The 25,301-nt window shown below is 54.6% G+C and carries 20 protein-coding genes; 10 read left to right on the top strand and 10 right to left on the bottom strand.

Translation table 11 applies throughout. From position 1 onward, the window contains the following. Positions 1 to 3 precede the first annotated feature (3 nt). The 3 genes from ACYJRZ_RS23025 to ACYJRZ_RS23035 are packed head-to-tail and all read right to left on the bottom strand — an operon-like array spanning position 4 to position 1,513. Complete coding sequence (locus ACYJRZ_RS23025; RefSeq protein WP_112447431.1) at positions 4 to 306, bottom strand: TrbC/VirB2 family protein; 303 nt, start codon at positions 304 to 306, stop codon at positions 4 to 6. Further along, positions 303 to 971: a lysozyme family protein gene (locus ACYJRZ_RS23030; RefSeq protein ID WP_459462875.1), complete on the bottom strand. Its 669-nt coding sequence runs from the start codon at positions 969 to 971 to the stop codon at positions 303 to 305. Before ACYJRZ_RS23030 ends, ACYJRZ_RS23025 begins: the two co-directional genes overlap by 4 nt. Before the next feature lie 2 nt (positions 972 to 973). Further along, positions 974 to 1,513 carry a hypothetical protein gene (locus ACYJRZ_RS23035; protein ID WP_459462877.1) on the bottom strand — a complete coding sequence of 180 codons (540 nt, stop codon included), beginning with the start codon at positions 1,511 to 1,513 and terminating at the stop codon, positions 974 to 976. Between the two features lie 99 nt (positions 1,514 to 1,612). Here ACYJRZ_RS23035 and ACYJRZ_RS23040 point away from each other — a divergent pair, with 99 nt between their 5' ends. Further along, the gene (locus tag ACYJRZ_RS23040) at positions 1,613 to 1,966 is read left to right on the top strand and encodes a helix-turn-helix domain-containing protein (RefSeq protein WP_095436095.1); all 354 of its coding nucleotides are present in this window, start codon (positions 1,613 to 1,615) and stop codon (positions 1,964 to 1,966) included. A gap of 89 nt (positions 1,967 to 2,055) precedes the next feature. Here the strand turns inward: ACYJRZ_RS23040 and ACYJRZ_RS23045 are convergent, their stop codons facing one another. From ACYJRZ_RS23045 to ACYJRZ_RS23065, 5 genes are all read right to left on the bottom strand, one after another. Further along, a complete protein-coding gene (locus tag ACYJRZ_RS23045) occupies positions 2,056 to 2,790 on the bottom strand; it encodes a winged helix-turn-helix transcriptional regulator (RefSeq protein WP_459462879.1) in 735 nt (244 codons plus the stop codon). 49 nt (positions 2,791 to 2,839) lie between these two features. Continuing rightward, positions 2,840 to 3,613, bottom strand: a complete 774-nt coding sequence (gene fabG / locus ACYJRZ_RS23050) for a 3-oxoacyl-ACP reductase FabG (RefSeq protein ID WP_459462881.1) — start codon at positions 3,611 to 3,613, stop codon at positions 2,840 to 2,842. After that, positions 3,610 to 5,322, bottom strand: a complete 1,713-nt coding sequence (locus ACYJRZ_RS23055) for an acetolactate synthase catalytic subunit (RefSeq protein WP_459462883.1) — start codon at positions 5,320 to 5,322, stop codon at positions 3,610 to 3,612. The genes fabG and ACYJRZ_RS23055 overlap by 4 nt, the downstream gene beginning before the upstream one ends. Further along, positions 5,319 to 6,680, bottom strand: a complete 1,362-nt coding sequence (locus ACYJRZ_RS23060) for an aspartate aminotransferase family protein (RefSeq protein WP_459462885.1) — start codon at positions 6,678 to 6,680, stop codon at positions 5,319 to 5,321. The genes ACYJRZ_RS23055 and ACYJRZ_RS23060 overlap by 4 nt, the downstream gene beginning before the upstream one ends. A gap of 97 nt (positions 6,681 to 6,777) precedes the next feature. Then, positions 6,778 to 7,482 (bottom strand): GntR family transcriptional regulator, encoded by a 705-nt coding sequence (locus ACYJRZ_RS23065; RefSeq protein WP_459462887.1) that lies wholly within the window; start codon positions 7,480 to 7,482, stop codon positions 6,778 to 6,780. A 229-nt stretch (positions 7,483 to 7,711) separates the two neighbouring features. Here ACYJRZ_RS23065 and ACYJRZ_RS23070 point away from each other — a divergent pair, with 229 nt between their 5' ends. The 9 genes from ACYJRZ_RS23070 to traG all read left to right on the top strand — a co-directional run bounded on the left by ACYJRZ_RS23070 (position 7,712) and on the right by traG (position 19,005). Next, positions 7,712 to 8,818 (top strand): ABC transporter ATP-binding protein, encoded by a 1,107-nt coding sequence (locus ACYJRZ_RS23070; RefSeq protein ID WP_459462889.1) that lies wholly within the window; start codon positions 7,712 to 7,714, stop codon positions 8,816 to 8,818. Between the two features lie 3 nt (positions 8,819 to 8,821). After that, the gene (locus tag ACYJRZ_RS23075; protein WP_459462891.1) at positions 8,822 to 9,721 is read left to right on the top strand and encodes an ABC transporter permease; all 900 of its coding nucleotides are present in this window, start codon (positions 8,822 to 8,824) and stop codon (positions 9,719 to 9,721) included. A gap of 73 nt (positions 9,722 to 9,794) precedes the next feature. Next, entirely contained in the window at positions 9,795 to 10,571 is a 777-nt protein-coding gene (locus ACYJRZ_RS23080; protein ID WP_459463005.1) for an ABC transporter permease, read from the top strand. An 85-nt stretch (positions 10,572 to 10,656) separates the two neighbouring features. Next, on the top strand, positions 10,657 to 11,688 hold the full coding sequence (locus tag ACYJRZ_RS23085) for an extracellular solute-binding protein (protein ID WP_459463007.1): 1,032 nt from the start codon (positions 10,657 to 10,659) through the stop codon (positions 11,686 to 11,688). 549 nt (positions 11,689 to 12,237) lie between these two features. After that, on the top strand, positions 12,238 to 13,134 hold the full coding sequence (locus ACYJRZ_RS23090) for a nucleotidyltransferase and HEPN domain-containing protein (RefSeq protein ID WP_459462893.1): 897 nt from the start codon (positions 12,238 to 12,240) through the stop codon (positions 13,132 to 13,134). 924 nt (positions 13,135 to 14,058) lie between these two features. After that, entirely contained in the window at positions 14,059 to 14,781 is a 723-nt protein-coding gene (locus ACYJRZ_RS23095; RefSeq protein ID WP_459462895.1) for a winged helix-turn-helix transcriptional regulator, read from the top strand. Between the two features lie 250 nt (positions 14,782 to 15,031). After that, the gene (locus tag ACYJRZ_RS23100) at positions 15,032 to 16,291 is read left to right on the top strand and encodes an 8-amino-7-oxononanoate synthase family protein (protein ID WP_459462897.1); all 1,260 of its coding nucleotides are present in this window, start codon (positions 15,032 to 15,034) and stop codon (positions 16,289 to 16,291) included. A 75-nt stretch (positions 16,292 to 16,366) separates the two neighbouring features. Beyond that, positions 16,367 to 16,816 carry an SMa0974 family conjugal transfer regulator gene (rctB, locus tag ACYJRZ_RS23105; RefSeq protein ID WP_459462899.1) on the top strand — a complete coding sequence of 150 codons (450 nt, stop codon included), beginning with the start codon at positions 16,367 to 16,369 and terminating at the stop codon, positions 16,814 to 16,816. A 275-nt stretch (positions 16,817 to 17,091) separates the two neighbouring features. After that, positions 17,092 to 19,005 carry a Ti-type conjugative transfer system protein TraG gene (traG, locus tag ACYJRZ_RS23110; RefSeq protein WP_459462901.1) on the top strand — a complete coding sequence of 638 codons (1,914 nt, stop codon included), beginning with the start codon at positions 17,092 to 17,094 and terminating at the stop codon, positions 19,003 to 19,005. 100 nt (positions 19,006 to 19,105) lie between these two features. On the opposite strand, the gene ACYJRZ_RS23115 is transcribed toward traG, so the two are convergent. Further along, positions 19,106 to 20,086 carry an NAD-dependent epimerase/dehydratase family protein gene (locus ACYJRZ_RS23115; RefSeq protein WP_459462903.1) on the bottom strand — a complete coding sequence of 327 codons (981 nt, stop codon included), beginning with the start codon at positions 20,084 to 20,086 and terminating at the stop codon, positions 19,106 to 19,108. A gap of 203 nt (positions 20,087 to 20,289) precedes the next feature. Beyond that, positions 20,290 to 25,296: a glycoside hydrolase family 99-like domain-containing protein gene (locus tag ACYJRZ_RS23120; protein ID WP_459462905.1), complete on the bottom strand. Its 5,007-nt coding sequence runs from the start codon at positions 25,294 to 25,296 to the stop codon at positions 20,290 to 20,292. Positions 25,297 to 25,301 lie beyond the last annotated feature (5 nt).

The raw sequence follows: 25,301 nt of genomic DNA on the forward strand, positions 1-25,301 counted from the left end.
ATCTCAGCCCCCGGAAATCGTGCTGACGATCTGCGAGGCGCCAAAGAGTATGCCGATACCAAGGACGACATAGGCTGCCTTGCGAAGATCGAGATAGCCGAACATCCAGGCGATACCGACGATGATGACGGCGATCGTTGCCAAGAGCTTCGCGACGTTGCCGGTGAGCAAGGTGACGATATTCTGCAGAACCGTCTCGATCCCGCCGGCGCCCTGCGCGAAGGCTGGCTCGATCATGGCGATCGAAAGGACGGTTGCCATCGCAACGGTGACGCCAAATGCACGAATATTGATCCTCGACATCATTCAGACTGCTCCGGTTGATCATTTTGGAAGACCAGCGCAGATGATTGCCGCGCTATATGGAAGACATCCCAAGACGGTGGTTTCGCCGACCGTTCGGGCAAAGACCTTCCCTGACCGTTCAAGGGCGGATCACTGGCCTGGGATTCTGGAACTATCGACTGTCCAACACTCTGCCTTATCGCTATGGCGGACAGCGTTTTCGAAAGCCGTTTGGCCTCGCTTTGGACCTGATTGTCATACTGGGCCATCTTTCCGACGGAAGGATCGGAGCGCCCGTAGTAGGATTGCAGCATCACGCGCTCAGCCTGTTGCAATGTCGCGCCGGCACGCACGGCCAAACGATAATAACCATCGAGCAGTGTCGCCGTTGCCTTGAGGTTGAGGCACGGATCGAAGGCATCCGCGATACTGAGATCAAACTTGCGCAATTCGGCGATGCCAATGCCGCCAAGCCCTAGCTGGACATCTTTATGTTCCGCCATCAGCACCGTCGCGGTTTCGACCGCTTCGGCTTTGTTCTTTGGCTGTTCATGGAGAGATGAACTTCCTCGCACGCGAATATCAAAAGGCTGGAATTGGCTTTCGAGACTGACAACCGCTGCAAGCGTTTCGATCGCAATCGCCGGCGCACAGCTCTGGGCAAGATCGGTGAAGGAGACGGCCATGATCAGTACCACACGCGCTGGCTTCCAACGCCGTCAATGGTCACATCGACATAATGGGGCTCGGATCGCACATTCGGCCGCGCCGTCGGATAGCCCATGCACTGAACGTGCCGGCCATCCCGCTGCCAACGCGCCGATATCACCAACCCATCGTCTCTAGCGCCACTATTACGACCGGAGGCGCAATAGCCGTCGTCAACCTTGGAAAGGGTTCGTGAAACGCAGGTCTCCTGTTGGCCGCGCTCGCCATAGCGTGTCGTCAGGCGATAGCTGTTGCTGCAGAAATAGGGCTCGTAACCAGGACGCGATGCCCGGAAGCCGACACCGCTGCAAGTGGGAAAGGAATGCCCCTTGGCAAGCTCCTGCCAGAGCTTTCTGATCGGCGGACGGCAGGCGGCATATTGTGTCGGTCCACCCGGATTGGAAAGGCACAGGATAACCTGACATCCCCAATCATCGGCGCGCGCATGCCGCTCGGAAATGAGATATAAAGGGCTGCAGCCGACAATGGCGAAGATTGTTCCAACCAGAAGGCGTTTCATCAGCATGATCCTTCGATGTGGCGATATCAAACGATCCGTCCGGCGACGAATCTGGCGTCGTTCGTAACTTATACTGATTTATATAATGCAGTTAAAAAGATGACAAGTACCTTAACCACGCAGTGGCACAGTCTTTCGTTCGCAGCCTTCATCTTGCATGAGATCATGGATAATCCGCAGGAGGACGAGACACCGCAATCGCGGCTGAAACAGGTTGGGATGATGAGTGTTCTCTACATCATGAACCAAGCTCATCAGGCACTAACTATCTCAAATATAGTCGAAATTACGAAACTCACGCGCATGGGCGTGACGGAGACAATCGAGCCGCTGGTGAAGCGCGGGATTCTGACGGAGACGTTCGTGAAGAATTCTATGGGACGCGGGAAGGCCCGCCAGTTTGAGATCGCGCCGGAGATTTTCGAGAAGCTACGGAGCTTTCAGGCGCGGTGACGGTTCATCACAGCGGCCGAATCAGAATGAATTAAAAGTTGCAGTAAAATTGGAAACGACGAGCAAGGCAGCCTTATTCGCTTGCCTGACTATAACTTTCGCACGCCCCGTGACTTGAACACATAGCCAGCTGCATGGACGGTGCGAATGGCAGCGCCACATCCGGGCAACTCTCCCAGCGCCTTGCGCAAGCGGCCAATGTGAACATCCACCGTTCGCGGCGTGACCTCGGCGGAGGCCGGCCAAGCCGAAGCAATCAGTTCGGAACGGCTGCAGAGCTGTCCCTCCCTCTTCATCAGATGACGCAGAATATTGAACTCGATGGGTGGCAGCGCAAAGTCGCGACCATTGCAATGTATTCGCCGAATGTCGACGTCGACTTCCAGCTCAGCAAAAGCGGGCGAGGCAACCATTTTTGAGTTGGCCGTTTCCATGGCCTGTCCCGTCAACTGCCCGAGAGATGCCAGCAACTTCTCCGGTGAAAGCGGCCTAAACAGGCAGTCATCAACACCGGCTTGCAGCAAGGCCAGATGAAGCGGCTGCGCTTCACCTCGCAAGATCGCAATGAGACGGACCTCGTTGTCATGTGTGGTGGAGCGCCTGATTTCACCACATAAGGAAACGGCATCCTGGGTCTCGTGGGTGCAATCGAAAAGGACGGCACACGGTAAGCGGTTCGCGCAGGAAGCCAGAACATCGTTGGCACTGCAAGCCAAAGAGGGAAGAAAGCCTTCTGTCTTCAGAATATAGCTAAACGGCAGGAACAGCTCTGCATCGGAGGTCCAGATAATGACTTCGTTGCAGGCCGCCACTTCGAGCTCCACTGCCGCATCGGAGCGCTTGATGTTGGACCCGCCAGACCGTGGTACGGCTCTAGGCTGGCGCATATTCGCCCCCGTTGATATCGAGGATAGCACCGTTCACGAAACCCGCCTCCTCCGACGCCAGGAAGGCAACGGCAGCGGCGATGTCTTCCGGCGTTCCCAATCTGGCAGAAGGAATGCGTGCAACCGCGTCCCGATTGGTTGGCGTATTGGGATCGCCAGTCAGGGGCGTCAAGATCCTGCCGGGCGCCACGAGATTAACGGTTATGCCGAAAGGACCGCACGACCCGACAAGCGCGCGCATCAGGCCGGCCAGTGCTGCCTTGCTGGCGGCGTAAGCACCGCCGGCGATGCGAGGGCGTGTGCGCCCAGCGAGCGATCCGATCAAAATGATGCGGCCGAATCCCGCCTGTCGCATTCCCCTGAGGACTGCCTGACAACATAACATGGTACCGGTCAGATTAACGGCCAGCACTTCGTTCCATTCTTCCAGCCCGATATCCTCGAACTGCCGAGGACCAGCAAGGCCCTTCGGCGATATCCCGGCGTTGCAGACGAGAATTTCAGCATCTCCCCAGATGGATGAGAGCTCTTTGAAGAAGTCGGCAACAGCCGCAGGATCCGACAGATCGACAACTCGGCCTACGACCCGTCCAGATCCGAACTCCGCGGACAGCACGGCAGTTACGTCGGCCACAGTTTTAGCGCTGTGACTGAAGACGGCGACACGATGCCCCGCCGTCAATAGCTTTCGCGCCGTCGCCAATCCGATACCGCTCGTGCCTCCTGTCACGACGGCGATGCGAGACGGCTCTGGCATCATGCAGCCTCATCCAAGCCGGCAAACAAGGACAACGCCGGATGAGCCTCAGGATCTGTCATGACCTCGATAAACAGCGGCCCCTTGCCTGCCAGACTACCCTGTAGATGAGCCGTGAGCTCGGCTGGATCTTCAACGCGAACCGCCGGGCATCCGCAGGCTTGAGCGATCTTCATATGATCGACAGGCGCAAAATGGCACGCCGATGTGAAGCGCCCGAACTTCACGGTCTCGGCATCCCGTTGGAAACCGAGGATACCGTTATTGAGAAGGATGATAGTTATGGGAAGATCGGAGCGAACCATGGTTTCCATCTCCGCCCAACTATGAGCGAACGCGCCGTCGCCAATGATGGCGACCACCGGATGCTCGGGTCTAGCTGCCTTTGCGCCAAGAGCCAGAGGCAGCCCCCATCCCAGCCCCGCAAGGCCGCGCGGCGTCAGGAACCGCATTCCCGAAGTAAGCGATCGCAATTGGCCGACGACCCACATCGATGAATAGCTTGCATCCGCAACGACGGTCGTTTGCGGTGTCAATGACGCCTGCAATTCTGCCATGATGCGTTCCGGGCGGATCGGCGAGGCAGTAGCATGCACGAGCTGATGCCGATCCTCATCGAACCGCCGCCAGCACTCGGCTATGCGGTCGGTAATAGCAGCACGTTGGTCCCGACGTTGGGATAAATCTTGCCCGTTCAGGGCATGAACAAGCTCTCTGAGCGTCTCGCGCGCATCCCCGACCAGGCGCAGCGCTTGATAATTGCGGCCGATCTCCTGAGGATCGACATCAATGTGGATCACCTGAGCACCAGCAGGAATTTGCCTCCAACTATCCGTGCCATTCTGATTGGTTCGCGTTCCAATCAGAATGACAAGGTCCGCTTCACCGACGAGAGCAGCCGTATGGCGCCCGAGCGACCGCGGACCGACGAGTGATCCTAAAACGCCGGCCGAAAGCGGATGATATTCATTAACCGCGCCCTTGCCCATGTTGGTGGTTAAGACTGGGAGTACAGCCAGATCCTGCAACGTGGCCAGTTCATAGCAAGCATCGCTGCTAAGCACACCCCCACCCGCGATGACTACAGGATTGTAAGCATTCGCGATCAACTCCGCTGCCCTTTGCAAACTCGCGCGATCAGGGCACGACCGATCAAGCGGCCAATGGCCGAGATTCAGAGATCGTGATGGGGTTTTGACAGTGAGCTCCGAGCGCAGCAGATCGGCAGGCAACAGCAACGCGACCGGCCCGGGTCGGCCGGAGGCAGCAGCAGTGAAGGCGGCATCGACATAGTCCTCAATTCGCTCCGGGACCATGACCCTGCGTACCCATTTCGTGCAGGATTGGAAGAGCGCGATATGGTCGAGCTCCTGAAACGCGTTCCGATCCATCTGATCGCGCTCGACTTCCTGCACGAGTGCTACGATCGGAACGCTCGCCTTCAGCGCTTCGGCCATGGGGGGCACGAGCAGCGTGGCGGCCGGACCATTCTGGGCAGCCACCACACCGATCTTTCCGGATCGGCGAGCATAACCATCGGCCATGGCGCCGCCCATATTCTCCTGCCGGTAAGCGACCTGGCGAATGCCTGCCGTTTCGGCAGCCAGGATGAGCGCTGATGGTAGGCTCTGAGCAAATATATGGGTGACGTCATGGCGCACCAGCGAGCGAGCCAGGCATTCGGCGACAGTTTCCAAGGACTTCGGGGTCATGCGGTTGCTCCAGCAAAATCGGTTTCATAGGTTTCGAGGAAATCGCCGAAGGCTTCGACGATCAAATCAAGATCGGTGTTCGTCATTGCCGTGGAGAGGCAGGCAGCGGCCCCAAAGGGCAGGAGGATATCGAGCTGACGGAAGTGGCTTGTCAGATTGGTCATCCAACTGTTCTGTTCCGGTGTCGGAAAAGCCTGCCGATAGTCACGGGGAAGCTGCCGCTTCGGGTGGATGCGAAAAAGCGAAGCCGAACCGGTAACGATAAATGGGGCGTTGTGACGCACGATCGCGGCAGAAAGACCGTCGCGCACACGCGCACCCATTTCATCAAGACGCTCGAAGCTTGCCGAGGTCAGTGCCTCCATCGCCACCCTTCCTGCGACCATTGACACCGGATTGGCCGAAAAGGTACCGCCCTGTGGCACCGCTGGCCTCGCGCCTGAGCTTGCGAACACCGCCATCACCTCCTTGCGACCACCAACCGCGCCGACTGGGAAGCCGCCGCCGATGATCTTCCCGGCGGCGATAAGATCCGGCACCAGCCCGAAACGCGCCGATGCACCGCGATATCCCTGACGCAGATTCAGCACTTCATCGGCTACGACGAGAACGCCATATTGTCGGGCGAGATCGGAAATGGCTTCGAGGAAGGCTGGCTCAGGAGCGAGCAAACCCGCCCTGCTAGGCATGGGATCCATCAGGATACAAGCAAGGTCGCCACCAGACGCAGCCATCCTTCGCTCCAGGCCTTCGACATCATTGAAACGGATCACATCGACCTCTTCGGCCACACTTTGCGGCGCACCGATATAAGAGGTCGTGGATGCGGGGGCGTCCGCGAGGCCCCACGATGCGGGCGACGCGCCCTGGCTTACCTCGGCCCAATCATAGGCACCGTGATAGGCTCCTTCGACGCGGGCAATGCGCGACCGCCCTGTAAAGGCGCGCGCCGCCTTGATAGCGAACATGACGGCCTCGGTGCCGCTATTGACGAAGCGGATCTGCTCGATCGCGGGAATGCGCTGCACGAGCAATTCCGCTAATCCCAACTCGTGTTCCGTTGGATTGGAAAAACAGGTTCCTTTCTGCAGCAGATCTGCGATCGCGTCGGCGACGGGGAGGTAACCATGACCATGGATCAGCGTCGTGAAATTGTTATTGAGGTCGAGGAGCCGATTGCCGTCGACATCAATCAGATAGGCACCCTCACCACGAGAAATATACGTTGGCAGAGGGTCGCGCTCGACGGTGACGCGCGTGGTTCCATCGGGAAACACGATCCGCCCTCGCTCGAAGAAATATTGCGAGCGCGATCTGAGCGCTGCGCGCCGAAATGATGGAAAATCCTGATGTAGCATGCCTTGCCCTCTCCATGCAGAGATGCGCGTTCGCATCCCGTTCACATTTTTGTTGCAACAAAAAAACACGGAGAGAAGGAAAGTGCAACATAATTATTCAGCGGCGAGAGAGATTCCTTTGATCGTGGTCAGCGGTGATTTTTTTCATCTGGCGAAATCCATCACGAATGTCGTTCTCGATGGCAGCGCGGGCAGCGGCGGCATCCTTTTCAACGAGCGCCTCTATCGCGGCACGATGGTTGCGAGCACCGTGACGGGTCTCGGAAAATTCTGGGTAGAGGCCATTAAATGACGCACCAACCCGCAGCCACAGGGTCTCGATCGTCTGCAAAAGATAGGGCATACCGCTCAAGCGGTAGATCGCGAAATGGAACTCCTTGTTATGCCAAAGGGCGTCAAAATAACGCTTTTCGTCTAATGCGGCGTCAATTTTTGTCTGAAGTTGCTCAAGCTCTTCGATCGTCGCTTCGCCTGCGGCCTTGACAGCCAGCGCTGCCGCCAGCCCTTCCAAGGCCAGGCGCATCTGCGTGATCTCCTCGAGATCCGACAATCTTAAGCGAGGAACGATAACGGTTTTCGGGCCGGAGTAAATGAGCGCCCCATCAATCACCAACCGGTTGATGGCATCACGAGCGGGCGTCGTGCTGACATCCAGCATTTCCGAAACCGCACGGATCGTGAGCTTATCTCCAGGGGAAAAAGCGCCCCGGATCAGTCGCTCCTTCATGTTGCCATACGCCATTTCGCCCAATCGATTGGGCTGATGTCGATGGCGTTCTTCGTCTTCCAGTGCGATTTCCATTGAAAATTTCTCCAATTTCCTTTGACAAACGTTCATTTTGTTGCAACAAAAATGAAAAGCGACGTGCTTGTAAACATTATGTGACATTAAAACTCATACCACGTTCGCAAATTTCCGTCTTCCCAAAGTTCAATTCGGGAACCGGACCAGAAGCCAAGCGATCGGTGAGTGAGTTGCAGCGCCGGCGCAAACGAAAACGTTCATAACGACAAAAATAAGGAGAGGGACTTTGATTGGTGAAGCACTTACGCTGCAAGGGCTTGAAAAGCGATATGACACATCGCTTGCCGTGGATGGCATTTCGCTTGCCATCCGGGCAGGTGAATTCCTGTCGATCCTCGGCCCTTCGGGCTCCGGGAAGACGACGCTACTAACGATGATTGCGGGCTTCGAGAGCCCGACCAACGGCCAGATCATGATCGGCCGTCGCGATGTTACCTATATGGCGCCAAACAGGCGCAACATCGGTATGGTGTTCCAGCGCTATGCCCTTTTTCCGCATTTGACGGTTGCGGCCAACATCGCTTTTCCGTTGCGCATGCGCCGAATGGACAAAGATCTCATCAGCCGCAAGGTGAAGGCGGTACTGGCGCAGGTCCACCTCGACGGCTATGGCGATCGATATCCCCATCAACTCTCCGGAGGTCAGCAGCAACGCGTCGCCGTCGCTCGAGCAATCGTCTTCGAGCCACCTGTTCTCTTGATGGACGAACCCCTTGGCGCCCTCGACAAGAAACTGCGCGAGGCGCTGCAATTGGAAATCAAGAGCTTGCAGCAACGCCTTGGGGCGACCGTCGTCTATGTGACGCATGATCAGGAGGAAGCGCTCACCATGTCTGATCGCGTTGCGGTGGTCGCAAAAGGTCGCCTGGCTCAAGTGGGATCGCCGCTCGATCTTTACCGTTCGCCTGCCTCAGCCTTTGTCGGAGACTTCATTGGCCGCATGAACTTTCTCGACGGCGAATATCTCGGTCAAGATAACGGGAAGTACATGATACGGCCAAAAGGCGGCAATGTCGTTGCTGCGGCGGCTGCCGAAGACGGGGCAAGCCCCTTTTCCCCACGCCAAGCTGTCAGTATCGCGGTTCGCCCCGAACGGCTGTCGCTGGCCCCTCACGGTCGCGACCGCGGCGCCATTCTGACGGGCACCATAGATGCAACTGTTTTCGCCGGTTCGTTTTTCCTCTTCTTCGTACGAACCCAGAACAGCGATGACCGCCTCCTCCAGATCCAGATGCCCGTCGGAAATGTAGCGGCAGGCCTTCATCAGGGAGACTTGGTTGACGTCATCCCAGAAGCGAACGCATTGCGGCTGTTTGCAAAAGCGGAGGTCTAATCCATGGCATCATCCTTCGCGAGCCAATCGACCGGCAGTTTCCGCAACTGGATTCTCACAGGATCGAGCCAACATTATTCGCCGCTATTGGCCATCTTGCTGATCCTGCCTCTCCTCCTCCTCTTGGCGGGAGGCTTCATCTATCCAGTGGTCAGGCTCATCGGCATCAGCCTTTCCGGGGATGCCCCCCTTGCCCCCTACCAGCGTGCGTTCGACAATCCACTTTACATTCAGGTCCTGCTCAGAACCTTCCGCATCGCGGCGATCGTAACCGTTGCCTGTTTTGCAATCGGATATCCGACCGCCTATGCGATCGCGCGCATGCGCGGCAAGTGGGTAAAGCTCGGAACGGCATGCTTGTTCATTCCGCTATGGACGTCGGTGCTTGTCCGCTCCTATGCGTGGATAGTACTGCTGGGTCGAAACGGCATCATCAACGACGGGCTGATCCAGCTCGGTATTATGTCGACGCCGTTGAAAATGCTCTATACGGAGGGCGCTGTCATTTTCGCGATGACGCATGTGCTGATGCCCTTCATGATCCTGCCGATCCATTCTGCCTTGCGTTCGGTGCCAAGCGCGTATGAGCAGGCGGCACGAAATCTCGGCGCCAGCCGGATCGTCGCCTTTTGGCGCGTGACCTTTCCACTCAGCCTATCCGGCGTCTTCGCCGGCTGTGTCATCTGCTTCATTCTCGCCATCGGGTTTTACATCACGCCCGCCCTAGTCGGTGGACCCGGCGCGTTGATGATGGCGACCCTGATTGGCCAGCAGACAATCGTCCTTCTGGATTGGCCATTTGCGGCCGCCCTGTCAGTCATCCTGCTCACCGCGACGTTGGTGCTGGTGCTGCTCTTTCGCCGCGCGCTTTCTTTCAGCAAAGGTTTGAACAGTGTCCATTGAATCTGAATCCTTTACCCAGCGATTGGCAACATCATCGTCCGAGGTCCGCCGGTATCGTTCGGTCTGGCCATGGATGGCACGGCATACATCCAATCTGATGATCGCGGCAGTGCTGTTCTTTCTCATCCTTCCGACGCTGCTGGTGATACCGTTGGCCCTCAACGATGCCTCCTATATCACCTTCCCACCGCAGGGACTGACCCTACGCTGGTTCGAGGCGTATCTGTCCGATCCCGACTGGGTGCGCTCGACCGTTTTCAGCCTCCAGATCGCCGCACTAACCACTGTGGTAGCGACGATCATTGGGACGATGGCGGCCGTTGCTCTTGTACGTGGCAAACTACCGGGCAAGGCGCTGCTCCAGGCCCTATGCCTTGGGCCGATGATCGTCCCGGCAATCGTCTTCGGCGTGGCGCTCTATCTGGTCTTCTCACCTTTGCAACTGACCGGGAATCTGACGGGATTCGTCCTTGCCCATTCGGTGCTGGCGGTACCTTTTGTGGTCATCATCGTTTCTGCAGCGTTGGAAAGAATGGACCCGTTACTGGAACTGGCGGCTTTGAGCTGCGGAGCGGGGCGGCTCAGAGCCTTCTTTGCCGTGACACTTCCCAATCTTTCGCCCGCCGTAGCGACGGCTGCGGTCTTTGCTTTCCTGACCTCCTTTGACGAGGCGACCGTGGCCTTCTTCATCTCGGATACCGGCGGGAAGACGATTAGCCGGAAAATGTTCGAGGACATCGATTTCAACCTGACGCCTGTCATTGCCGCCGTCTCGGTCATCGTAGTTGCCGTCTCGCTGCTTTTGATGGGTTCCATACATCTCCTGAACAGCCGCCGGGAGCAACACTAGCGGCAAAAACGCCCGCTGCAGGCGGGACAATAAGAGGGCAACATTGATGACAAAAAGAGCAGCCATCCGGCTGAGCGGCATTGCTATGTTTTGCGCAGCCATTCTTCTAGGAGAAACGCCCAATCCAGCATTTGCCAGCGAGCAGGTCGTGATCGCCACGACTGGCGGCGCCTATGATGCGGCGCTACGCAAATGGTGGTTCGAGCCGTTCACCGCCAAGACCGGTATCCAGGTCGTTTCCGTGGCGGCAACCAACGCGGAGATGCGCGCCAAGGCAACCGCGATGGTGAAAACCGGCAATGTTAGCTGGGATCTCTATCCCAATGGAGAAATCCAGGTGAGCTCGAAGGATCATCTCGCAATTTCCGAACCGCTTGATAGCTTTTGCACACACTTCAAGGATCGTCAGGATCTTGTTCCCGATGCCTGCATCCCGGCCGGCGTGCGGCTGTTTTCGACAGCCACATTGATGGCCTACGATCCGCAAGCCTTCAAAGGCAACCAGCCCGTGACCTGGGCAGATATGTGGGATACTTCGAAGTTCCCGGGCGGTCGCTCCTTTCCGAATTTCGACGATCCGTGGCGCGTCATGGCGGCTGCCCTTTTGGCGGATGGTGTCAAACGAGAAAACCTCTTTCCGCTCGACGTCGATCGCGCCCTCAAGAAGCTTGACGCATTGCGGCCGTCCATCTCGCTCTGGTGGAAAACCGGGGATCAGAGCGTCCAGGGGTTCCGTGAGAACGATTACAGCATTGGACAGATCTGGCTAACGAGGGCAAGCGCGCTCAAGGCAGAGGGACGTTCAATCGCTTGGTCGAACAAGGCAGCATTTCTGGTGGGCGATCGCCTCACGGTTATCAAAGGGGCTCCCAATCGGGACAATGCCCTGAAGCTTATCGCCTTCTGGTTGGATTCCCCCGACATCCAGGCCAAGGTTTGCGAGGCACTATTGTGTACCCCGCCGAGCAGCGCGGCGATTATGATGATGCCGCAGGCAGTTCGCGACCAGATGCCGAGCGCCGAGGATGTGCGCGACAGTATCGTCATTCCAGATGCCAAATGGATTAACGAGCATGCCCCAGAGTTGCTGGAGCGGTGGAACAATTGGGTTCGCTAAGGCAGGATAACGACGTGAAAAACATTGGACGTGATCATGGGATGCCATGACATTTAGAAGATAAGCGTTCAGAGACCGTTCATTGAATGAACGCTTGACGTCTACGCACGACAGTGCACCTCCGCAGGAGGTCCGCCTTCGAGCAGAAAGGCTCGAAGGCGGACCTCTCTTGCCTAACGAGGCCTCGTAACGATGCAGAAATTACCCCTTTTGTCGCGCGCCGCTACCTTCTTAAAGCGTCGGATCAATCCATGGGTGGATGCCGAAGGACTCCGGCGAACGGACATTTCCCAAAGATATCGGTGCCTTAATGCTCAGAAGTCAAACTTGACTTCTTATTTGCAATCTAAGAACATAAAGGGAACATACGGAGTTACCATTACCTGCGCAGAGCAGATCATTGAGCAGGCGCCCTCGAAATCCGAATTCGATCCAAGGGCTGAAAGATCTCTTCTGCTACCCTATCCGCTGGCATAGAATCAATATCGGACTGGCGTTGTAGTCGGATCGTACCTACAACTGGAATCATCAGAAAGGGTCCCGCTCTCCATGAAGTTCAGCCTCGATCATCTGCCGGAACGCAAACGCTTGGAATTGTCGCGAATTGTCGAGATCGTGCATGAAGAATTCGAGGATGCGCTGAAAGAAGGTACCGCCGATTTCAAGAAGAAGGGTCGCATCCTCAAGATCATTCTTTTCGGCTCCTATGCTCGTGGCAATTGGGTCGATGAAGAGCATACCGGCAAAGGCTATAAGTCCGACTACGATCTGCTGGTGATCGTCAACAATCGCAAGCTTACCGACTTCGGTTCATACTGGCGAAAGGCGGCCGACCGCTTTCCTCGTATCGTCAAGCCGCCAGTCAGCCTCAACGTCCATTCGCTGCGTGAGGTCAACACGGCACTGAAACTCGGCAATTATTTCTTCAGCGAAATCCGTCGCGACGGCATCGTTCTCTACGAACTCGACGACGAGGAACTTGCCGAACCAAAATCGCTCACGCCGGCGGAGGAATATCGCGTTGGTCAACAGCATTTTAAGAGATTTCAAAGGGCAAAAAAATTTCTCAAAGGCGTTCGATTTTACGCAAGCGAGGGCGACACGGACGAAGCAGCATTCCTGCTCCATCAAGCGATTGAACAGGCGTATTCGACCCTGCTGCTGACATTGACGAATTACAGCCCTGCCTCACACAACCTCAACCATTTAAGGACACTTGCGGAAGGTCGTGATCGGCGGCTTGCTGAGATCTGGCCACAAGATCGGCAGCGCTATACTGCCTGGTTCAACATCATCAATCACGCCTACGTGAAAGCCCGCTATTCAGAACATTTCAAGATCACCGAAGAAGCGCTGGTCTGGCTTGGCGAACGTACGGACGCACTGCAGCAACTGGTAAAAGCGATTTGTGAGGAGCATATCGAAAAGCTGCGGCAAAAGCTCTAAGCGCTGTTGGCAAGCTCTGGTCAACCTTCTTACCGCCGGTCGGCCATGCCGTCGCCTTTCTCCCAGTGGGCACTTATCGGGTCGCCATCCTAGGCCGCTCCGCCATTTTCGGAAACTCCCCTCTATCTGCATTCTCATCGCTTAGCGCCGTGCCAACTTCCGAGCGGTGGGGCATTACCGGGAAGTACAAAGATAAATCGGTTCTGTCCCACCACTTGTGACCACAGGAAATCCACACTAATGCGGTTTTCCACGTGGATTTACGGAGTCTTCGCCACTCGAAAGGCGCGTCTCCGCAGGTTCGCCGGCGCTTAGCAGGCAAAAAACCTGAAACCAGAAATGGGCGTCGGTAGGCCGTCCATCCACCTTCGCGCCTAGAGCGCACCAAGCCACAGCAAGCGTGGCACCGGGACCATAGGCCGCCTTGGCGGCTGCGACCGCGGCTCCTATGTCCGTGCCAGACCAAATAGAGATGTCATCATCCGAGGACGGCGGCTGGCGATATTTTGATTTATCCGCAAATGTCATAGGAAGCTCTCCCGTGAATGTCCGGCACGGGACGAAGTTCGGCCGGACTTTGTTCTCACAAGTGAGTCACGACCGCGGATGCCGCATATGTCGTGTGATCCCTGGCCACTTCCTATTTTATCTTAAGATCCACCAGGCGGTGTCCTGGCGAGCCGACTGAACTCGCAAAGCTCCTATTTGATGCAACAAAATTGTGATTAAACAGATACAATTTTCCCTCTTTACGTGCAATATAAAATTATGACAGATAAATAATAGCGATTGTGCGGTGAAAGAAGGGAGAGCCACAATTAAAGCAGGTATTTTTGATGCATCAAAAATCTCCGAGGCTGTGCGGAATGTCTGACCTTCTAGCCTTCCGCGTGCTGCTGGCCACTGGTCAAAAGGTTATCATCAATGAAGCCACTCATTCTCATTTGTTCCAGGGATTACGAATTCTACCTTCTACTCGCCCAGATCCTCAACATGAGAGGTTTTGAATCTTCACAGGTGGAAGGAGCGGAGGAAGCTCTTGCTAGCGTGAAATCCGATGATTTGGCGGCCGTGATAATAGACTATCAAAGCGATGTCTTCCGCATCGGCGATCTTGTCAGCCAGATCAGGCAGACACTGGCCGATAAAGCCCTACCGATCGCGGTCTTCGTGGGAGCAGGCAATCAGCAACTTTATCTGGAAGTGCTCAAGGCCGGCGTGAGCGAAATTTTTATGCGCCCTTTCAACCCAGAGCGCCTTCTATCTTATCTGTCAGACTTATCGCCAGACGGCAACGCTAGATCTAGCTCGGAAAGAGCCTCCGGCAATTCGCTTATTTATGCGGAAATCACAATGCACCTCGATAGCATGCGCGTCGAATGCAACGGCATGGAGGTCCAACTCAGTCCGATCGAATTTCGTCTTCTTCAGCATTTTCTACAAAAACCAGGTTACGTCTTCAGCCGAGACGCTCTCATCGAGGCTGCATGGCCGCAAGGTACCTTTGTGGAGCCCCGCACCGTCGACGTTCATGTCGGGCGCCTTCGGCGGGGCATGAGACGCGTGCTCGGTCGCGATATTATCCGCACGGTGCGTGCTACCGGTTACGCGCTCGATGACCGTCAGAATGCAGAGCGGGCTTCGTAAGCACTGAGATCACGGAGAAACTCCGTTGAGCATCAATGTGACATTCCGCCTGCTGTGTTTATCAAGCCTTTCGCGTTCGAAACATTGGCGTCACAGAACCTTCAAACAATATTACCGGAACGATCGTTGTTCGTGGACCCATTCCACGGCAATAAAATAGCATCGCATCCTCAGTGAGATGCGATGTGCTGCAGCAGATATCCATCTTCTGCGGCATCATTGTTCCGCTACCAACAATTTGGATATTCCCATGAGCGATGATCATCATCCGCCCACCGCTAACGCTGTGTCGCGACCCTACCGCAATACACACAGCGTGATTGTTTCCGCCGACCAAAACCTTGCTGCGGCCGAGCAGGAGGGGGTCATGGCGCTTTACGTCGATCCGGATAAGGATCGCTCCGTCATGTTGCCCATGGCGCCTCAGAAGAGACAAGTGACTGACTTCGTTCGCTGCTCTTATCTCGGCCTCGACAATCACCCGCTCATCCTCGAAGGCGCAATAGAGGCGGTGCAGCGATGCAAGGCGCTCCATTGGTCCTGCGCAAGAACGAGGCTTAATTTCAGCCTACTAGGCGAGCTGGAAGAAGCGCTCTCCGACTTGTTTACGGCGCGGGTGATAACCTACACGACGGTCCTCGCCGCCAATATGGGTGCCCTACCACTCCTAGCCTCCGGATATCTCACTGAGAATAAAAGACCGACGGTCGTTTTCGACCGATTAGCGCATGCGACGCTTGCATTTCACAAACCTGTCATCGCCGCTGAAACCCCGATTGAAACGATTGCTCATAACGATCTGAACGCACTCGAGGATATTTGCAGGCGCAACGAGCGCGTAGTCTATGTGTGCGATGGCGTCTATTCCATGGGCGGCAGTGCGCCGATTACCGACCTCCTCGCACTCCAGGATCGATACGGTCTGTTTCTTTATATCGACGATGCCCATGGCGTTTCCTTGTTCGGAAAGTCTGGCGAGGGTTTTGTACGATCCCAAGTCGGCGCAGCCCTTGGCGAGCGTACAATCATTGCCGCATCGCTCGGCAAAGGCTTTGGAGCGTCGGGCGGTTTGCTGATGCTCGGCACTTCTCGGCAGGAAGAATTGTTCCGGCGCTTCTCGATCGCCTACGCCTTTTCCGCGTCGCTTAATTTGGCGGCAATCGGCGCCGCTATGGCGTCTCAGGCGCTGCACCGTACCGATGAGCTCAAGTTGCGCCAGGATGCGCTTGCGGCTCGGTTAGCTGCTTTCGACAGGATGGTTGCCAGCAAGCAAGCCGGCTCAAAGCTACCAATCCGCACCATAGAGTTCGGCAGCGAAAGACAATCCATTCGTGCCGCGGCCCATATTCTCAACAAAGGTTTCTACACCTCGGCGATTTTCTTTCCCACCGTCGCAAAGGGCAAGGCGGGCCTGCGGGTCTGCCCTACCGCCGGGCACGGCATTTGGGAAATTGAAGGGTTGGGACATGCGATCAACGAGGCGCTCGCCGAACGAGGACCAAATCCATGATCGACCCAATCAGCGTCATTCTGACTGACACCGGAAACTAGCCGCAACGCCAGCTTAAAGGCCGACGAGATCGATATGCTGAAATATATCGCCGAAACCTACGTTACCTTATCCGATTCAGATGTATCGCTTGAGCAGATTTGCCAAAAAGCTGCCGAGCTATGCCCTTCAATAATCTCCAACGGGCGGGAAAGAAGGTTCAAATGCGAGAAAGAACACGCAACTCTCAGCCCTGCGGATCTTGTTGCCGAGCGGGGCACACAGTTTTGGTACGATAGCCAATCTGCGGTCACTGAAGGAGCCGACAGATTTCTGAACTTTGATGACGGCTGCGCCATCATACGGGCGACCAACGATGGTGTATTTGTTCGCATTTCTGCCCGGAACCTCCTTATTTTCTACGGAATTCGAACGCTTCTCGAGGGTAGCCTTTTGAAACTCGCGGCCATCTCCGATGACGCGATCGAGTGGTTCGATGCTGGACGTGAACCGCCTCCTTTGCCTTCACATAGAATGGAGCATTAAGGACCGCGGTGGGTTTGAGGCTGGCAATCAGATTAGTGCCATTTCGGCTCGGCGACCTCGTCGCCTCGGTCGCTCGGCGCGAACCAGCAGTATCAATTTCGTCCACACCGCCGTTACGATGTTGCGCACGTAGCGCGGCCATCAACCAGAAGATCGGAACCAGGCAGCCCCCGAGCTAGTCCGGCACAGGGAGCAGATCGTCGACAGACTAGAAGGACGGCGTTCAAAGCGCCTTACCACGAACGGGAAATACTGCAGCCCGAGAAAGTTTATTCATGGCGCTGAAAGACAGACTACATCCAAGCTTACTGCTCACCCTGGTGCCGGTCGCAGCGACAGCGCTAACACTCTGTATCACCGGATGGCAATGGCGGGATTTGGCGATCGGCATGCCGCCACGAATGACCTATTGGTTCCTGCGAGCTGTTCCTCTTCCCAATCTCCTTCTCGGACCTATCACCTCACTTCTGACGGTTTCGGCATTGCCGCTGCATCGCCGTCGGCCTATCGCTTTTGCGAGCCTCTTTTGCTTTTTATGCGTGGCAGGCTTGTACGCCCTACGGGAATATTCTCGCCTGGTTCCATGGGTCCAGAATGGCGTTGTCACATGGAACGAGGCGTTCACTTATCTCGACGTCTTCGCGGTTGCGGGGACCGTTCTCGGATTTTGTGTTGTCGCGATCTCCGCGCACATTTCGATGGTCATTTCCGATCCGATCAAGCGCGCCAAGCGCGGTGTTTTCGGCGATGCCAATTGGCTGTCTATGCCGGAAGTGGCTAAGCTCTTCCCCTCGGACGGAGAGATCGTCATCGGCGAGCGCTACCGCGTCGACCGTGATCGCGTGCATAAGTTGCCTTTTGATCCGAACGATCGCCGGACTTGGGGGCAAGGCGGCAAGGCACCACTCATAACCTTCAGTCAGAATTTCGATTCCACCCATATGTTATTCTTCGCGGGCTCCGGCGGTTTCAAGACAACCAGCAATGTCATTCCAACAGCGCTGCGCTATAAGGGGCCGCTGATCTGTCTTGATCCATCAACTGAGGTCGCGCCAATGGTTCTCGAACATCGCGCCCATGCGCTCGGCCGCGAAGTCATGGTACTCGACCCCACCAATCCGATCACGGGTTTCAATGTTCTTGATGGCATCGAGAGATCGACACACAAGGAAGAGGACATCGTTGGGATCGCACATATGCTTTTGTCGGAAAGCCTACGCTCCGACACCTCGACTGGCTCCTACTTCCAGAACCAGGCGCATAATCTTCTAACTGGGCTTCTGGCGCATGTCATGCTATCGCCCGATTATGCCGGCCGCCGAAACCTGCGTAGCCTGAGGTTAATCGTATCCGAGCCGGAACCGTCGGTGCTCGCCATGTTGCGCGACATCCAGGAAAATTCCGCGTCCGCCTTTATCCGCGAGACCCTCGGCGTCTTCACCAATATGGCGGAGCAGACCTTCTCCGGCGTATATTCGACCGCGTCTAAGGATACGCAATGGCTTTCGCTTGACAATTATGCCGCACTGGTCTGCGGTAATGCGTTCAAATCGAGCGACATCGCTTCCGGGCGGAAGGACGTCTTCCTCAACATCCCTGCGTCAATCCTTCGCTCCTATCCCGGCATTGGACGAGTGATCAGCGGCTCGCTGATCAACGCGATGATCCGGGCCGACGGCGACTTCCGCCGCCGCGCGCTCTTCATGCTCGACGAGGTCGATCTGCTGGGTTACATGCGCATTCTTGAAGAAGCGCGCGACCGCGGGCGTAAGTATGGCATCACATTGATGTTGATGTACCAATCCGTCGGCCAACTCGAGCGTCATTTCGGAAAAGATGGTGCGACCTCCTGGATCGAAGGCTGCGCCTTCACCTCCTACGCCGCGATCAAGGCGCTCGACACAGCGCGCAATGTCTCCGCCCAATGCGGAGAGATGACCGTCGAAGTCCAGGGACGTTCGCGCAATGTCGGCTGGAGCAATTTCAATAGCAGCGCCCGCAAATCCGAAAGCATCAACTTCCAGCGTCGACCGCTGATCATGCCGCACGAAATCACCCAGTCGATGCGCAAAGACGAACAGATCATCATTGTCCAGGGCCACAGTCCCATTCGCTGCGGGCGAGCAATCTACTTCCGTCGCAAGGAGATGGATGAGACGGCGAAGGTCAATCGTTTTACAAAGTTCTAGGCTGCTTGGGCTCTAGCTAGACTGTGAACTCATATTCATAAATCGAATTGGAGGAGCTCGCAGGCAAACTGATTTCCGATTTCTTAATCTTCATTACCGCCTAGTAAACGCCTCTAAGATTATTAGTCCGAAGCCAGCTGGTAAAGATTTGCAATCCTTCCTCGAAGCCAACCTTGGGCTCCCAGTTTAATAGCCGCTTTGCTTTTTCGATAGAAAGCACGCTCGTTGGTACATCAAATTTACGGCCAGGCAGATAGCGTCTGTCCGCTATGACGCCGGTAATTTTTTCGATGGCATCCAGCAATTCATTAAGACTATGGCCGCGACCGGAGCCGATGTTGAACACATGCTCGGTCCTGGTCTCATCTGCGGCCACCATCAACGCATCAATCACGTCCTTGATGTAGATGTAATCACGTATGGCGGATCCATCCCCCCAGATCTCGACCGTCTCTCCCCGGAGCACCTTTCCAAGAAACACAGCGATAGCGCCTTGGCTAGCCTGCAAACGTTGCCGCTCACCAAAAGGGTTAGCCAGCCGCAGTATCGTATAATCTATTCCATATAGCGTGTGAAAAAGCTGTAAATATTTTTCTACCGCGAGCTTGGTAATTCCATAAGAGCACACGGGGTCGGTTGGATGGTTTTCGAGGATCGGAATGTGCTTCGGCACGCCGTAGACAGTACCACCGGATGAGACGAAAATGATCTTTCGAAGTCCCGACTTAACAGCGTGATCTAGAAGACGTACCGTACCAATGACATTGCTTTCAACGTCAAATACCGGATCTGCATTAGAAGATTTCGGTAGCGTCGTTGAAATCAAATGAAAGCAAACTTCACACCCTTCCAGCGCGCCAGCAATATCTGCTTCGCTGGCAAAGTCACCCGGATAGAGCTCAAACCTTTCGTTGCTCTCGCGATGATCGCCTATCAGATGTGAATTAGGCCGGTCAAAGCACCGCACATGATGTCCATTTTTAAGCAGGGCATCAACCAGATGTGATCCAATAAAGCCGCCGCCTCCTAGGACTAGATACCGCCTAGACGATGTAATTTCCCCTTTAATCGAATGGCTCAACCCACTCTCCCCCTGATTTTGTCGCGGCTCGCCCGCCTCCGGTGAGCATCATTACACATTCGGTCAAAGTAGACCTCATCGCAAATTCGGCGCGGATTCAGAGCTCGCAGGCAATGGTCATTGTTACTCGAATTTATCGCGATCATACTCGTCCTAGATAGTAAGCGCGGGCGGTCATCACAACTGAAAGATGGAATTCTGGGTCACAGCTGCACTATTCGTTTCCGGCTGCCGATTGAATTTTTATCACCGCCCGCGACAAAGAGGTCTATGTAGATCGACGCCACAACATCAATTCGATAGCGAGCCGCCGCCGCCGGAACAAGCGTTCGGACTTCGCTATATCTTTCATAATCTGATGCAAAAGATGCAATCTCTTTAGCAGCCTGATCAATTGAAACTTCCCAGTCCTGAAGCTCGATCACGGCCCCGGCAACACCGTCGTCAACGGTTAGCATATTACCTATTTCGCCCACGTCAGTGCTGATGTACGGCTTTCCCGCAAAGAGACAGTCTACAATGGTAAGAGGGAAACTCTCCGATTTGAACTTCGTTAACATGATTCCCATGTCTGCGGCTGCGTAGTGGCCGACCGAATTTTCGCTGAAGCCGGCCAGATAAACGAAGTCGGGTACGGAATTCTTGCAATAATCGTCGTAAACAGGACCATTACCTACCAGGATTAACCGAATATCCCGTCCAGAAAGATTACGCGCGATTTTTACCGCTTCTACTGCCTCTGACCATCCTTTCTCAGGGATTGCCCTACTTACACAGCAGAGAACGAACGCATCATCTGGAATACCCATCTGTTCACGGGTTATGGGAACGAAAGGAGATGGCTGCATCCCATTCGGGATTTTCAGAAACCGCGAGGATACATCGTAAAGACCATGCTGGATAAAGGGCGCTAGATTCTTGTCCGCAGTATAAGCCCAGGTGGTTACGCTACGATCCGCCTCGAGTATCTGCCCCCGAGTCGCTTCAAACGCCTCATGTTCAATCATGCCGTGCAGCGATGCAATATGCGTCCGCAAGTCGTCAAACACATCGTGGACCTGCAAAGGATATTTTTGAACATGCCACTGATGAGTATTGAGCGCCTCTATACCAAATTGCTGAATTATGGTCTTCACCTCTGCTACATCAGATGTTTCTACGACCGGAATATCATTGCGGAGCATGCGACGAATCCCGTCTTCACGCTCTGCCAAACCACAACTGAGCAATAGCACAGGCAGCCCCTGACGTTTGAACTCGTTGGCAAGCCGGATCGGCAGTATTTCAGCACCACCAGGTGAAAAGGCGATCGTCGTAACTAGTACATTTGGCAAACGGCTAGCGCGGGCTCGCAATATATCCTCATAATTGTACCAATCTGCAAATTCAGCATCTGTTCCCCCGACCATCGCCTTGTAAAATGTCGCGTACCCTTTTTTGCAACGCTCCAGCACTTCCACAGGCACGTTATAAAGACGGGCAACCGCGCGGCTTACTAAGCCGACCTCGTGGTAGAACATTCTCTTTCTATAGGTCGCCTCGGCCGTACTTCCCGGGTAGCGCCGAAAGAAATTGACGGCGTTAGGATTGTAAGCGATCTTACCCCCTAGAACTATATGCAGGTAAAATAACCAGTCGCCGGCTACGCGCATCGAGAGCCACTGTTCGTCTTCAAGGAGAGGCAACTCACTCGGTCGCCTGAAAAGAACGCCACTGGCGTTCGGAATTGTGTTTTTTATGCCGAGCGCCTCTCGAACTTCATTATGCGCAGTATTAACATAGGGTTGCGTCCATTTCTCCGCGCAATTAAGGTCGGCGACGTATGCTTTGAAATTCCCAGCGAGCGGCGATTCATCCTTATCAACGAAGACGGAGTCCCCGTAGGCAAGCAATACCGCCTCGTCATCAAAGCTGCGAACCAGCACCTCGAGAAAACGCTCGTCGCAAAAATCATCGCTCTCCGCGATCCAAATCAGTTCGCCTGATGCCTCTCTTATGCCCTTGGCCCATTGGCGAAATGGGCTGCCTGAATTCCTTTCGTTGTAAATTGTGCGTGTGATTTCGGGATAAGTTGCGAGGTATTCGTCCATCACCTCGCGGCTGCCGTCGGACGACATATCATCAAGCAACAAAACCTCCATATTCTTGTAGGTTTGCCCATAGATGCTGTCCAACCGACGACGCAGGAATGGCTCATGGTTGTAGTTTGGAACAACAACGGAGACTTTAGGCATACGCAATCCGCAATCCAAATTTGCCAACGCTCGCGTCGTTTCATTCAGCCGATCAAATCCACCCTCTCGATCTGGTTCAAGGTAAACGCCCTCATTCCAATTGTTCCAAGCATTTATGAAAACAAAGCGCCTATCCTCAGGATGCGCAGCGCGCGCACTAGTTATGGCCTGATCAAGCCACCGTCGATAAGACTCAAGAGAGAAGCGGGTATAGACCAGCGAACGATCTCCGCGAGCTGCAGTATTGTCTCGCGCGAGGCTGACTGTGGAATACGTCGAATGTGGCTGGTCTGCGGCTCGCTTCGCTCTCAATGTGCCATTTGCCGCGACAACGCCGTAGGGAACAGCGTCGATCCCGTTCTTATCCAGGGGAGCAAAATCACCTGTCTCACCAGGTACAGGAGTAAGTGGAAAGTCCAGAACAGCGCTGCAACCATTTACGAGAAGTTCGGTAAACATCGCCCGATCATCAAAATCGACGGCACCCCGCCCAATGATAAAGGGCAAAGGCATACCGCGATCACGAAACCACCGACGTAGTTCGACAATATTTTCAAATCTTTCCGAGTCAATGTCGACGATAAGTAACGGAGCCTCGCCGACACATATATAACGTCGATCACCGAAGATGGACGATAGTATCCCGCCTACGGAATCGATTTTCTCGATTCCCGAAAGCCGAATATTCACACAATATTTGATCCCAATATTGTCGTTACTCAGAAGAACATCAAGCGGACCAACTTCTTGTTCATGGGCGTGCGGGCCGACTGTCAGTTCGAAACAAAAGCCCAACAATCCATGGCGTTGTGCCATTTCAGCTTGCTTGCGCAAAACGTCGGCGTCGACAGAACTATAGTACCCTAAACAACTATCTGGCCTCTTTGGTTGATAATGCCCCGCAAACGCGGGACGGCCAAGGCGCAACTCATTCCATCTGGGAAAAGCATAGAATGCCAACAGTTTGATATCACTTTGAATTTCTCCAAACCAAATATCATCCTCCCACTTGCCGGACAACTTGGGTGCAGCCTGTCGAGCTTCCTTGGCACCGGCATTCACATAATGCCAGAACGGATTAATTCCCGCGTTACGAATGTCATGATATTTTGAAAGGTAGAATTTCGTATCGAAGTCATCAGAGGGATTCAGACCCCGCCGCCATCCATGGTTGCAATAATGCTCAATTGCTTCATCTTCCCTGAGTGCCAACTCCGGATACATTGCGAGATAAAACTGCTCGTCAAACCGACCGGATAAGCGAATTGCTTCAATCTCGCTCGTGAGCTGTTCTTGACTAACTACCAATTGTGGCGCGCCAATAGATTTCATGGACGCACTGCCGTCGCACACCTCCGAAGCATTCTCTATGGGTGCTTCACGGCCCTCCCGATTACCAAATCTGAGGTAGTGAATCAGCGGATTCATGCCCGTTGCGGCCACATCATGATAATGAGAGAGATACTGCGCCGTATTGAAAGCGGCAGAAGGGTTCCGGCCCTCCTTCCATCCCTGGACCAAGAAGTGCGTTGCGGGATCGATACCACTTGCAGCTACATCAGGATAGTTAGTTTTATAGTAATTAGCGTCAAATAGTTCGCTGGCGCGTATCTCTCGTACGGCCATCCTCCAAGACACCTTGCGCAGCAGATGATATAGTTTTCGTGGCACCAATCGTTTGCATACGATCGAATTTGCTCGCAAACGAAGAGCGAAGCTATTGACGTTTCGCAGCGGCGCGGTGGCTCGCCAGGATTGCGAGGTGGTAATTTTTTCTAATTTTTCATCAACAACGTGCAACCTTTGCCGTGTATCATTAAGCCGCGTCTCAACATCGCGACGTTGAGCTTCGGTGTGTCTGAGACGTGCCGCAATATCATCACGTTGAGCTTCGATCCGTCGAAGGCGGTCGTCCATAACTTGGCGTAGACCTTCGGACTCCCTAAGTCGAGCTTCTGTCTGTCTAAATCGAGAACCAAATCCTTGGTATCGTACGATAGTCTCCCTCAGGATGGCTTTGGTCTCTTCATGTCTCGATTCGGCAGCCTGCAAGTATGAGAGATTTCTGTCGAAATCTGTAAGTTGGTCTTTCAAACTAATAATTTGATCGTTGCGTAGACCCAATACTTTATGCCTAGCACGAACAAACTTGATTGCTTTGAGTGCAACATCCCACTGTTCAGAGCTGAAAGTTTCACGCGCAGATGGAACATCGAAGGTATAACGGAAAAGCTCGAAGTCAGCCGCATAGATTTCCCTGATGAATTCAATGCTTTTCGGCGTCAACAACTCCGGAAGAAACGGAATTATGCTCTCGTTTGTGCGCCGAATAGAGAAGGGATCGACGGCAGAACCTCCCAACCACCGATTCAACTCGTTGATAAGATCCCGTGACTCCTCGATTTTGGCAATCTGCGAGTAATTAATGAGATCCGGCCGCAATATACTTGCCTGAGGTGTCCAATGATGATCCTTAAAATTGGGCGCCTCTTGTGTTGCGAGATATTCCATAAATCGCTCAAATGCGCCAGCAATATCCGTCGCAGTCTCAACGGGGCTATTAGAAAAATCCTGGTCACGGTAGGGTCCGATTTGAAGCGGCTCCCGCAGTAATAACTTCGATTGCCAAGCAGAAAACACGCGTTTATATGGATTTCTGACAACTGCAAAGCGAAGATAATCTGGGGAAGTCAGCGCCTCCGCCAAATCTTCCAAGGGCAGCCCCACGATATCTGGTGCCAGCTTTTGCAAGACATCGTGAATAAAAAGATCCGGGTCCGACTCGCTGCTGTCCGTGCTCGTCTCAATCGCCTCTGCATGGCCTTCCAAAGACGCAAACCACCATTTGAGCGAGGTACATGCAACTTTGGGTGTGCTGACGTAGAAAAGCCGATGGCGCTTGGAACGATAACTATTCCACTGCAGAAAGGTGCCGAGGCTTTCCTTGTCCTCGTCCGACCAATTGGTGATATTCACAATAT

This window comes from Rhizobium sp. No.120 (assembly GCF_054558365.1).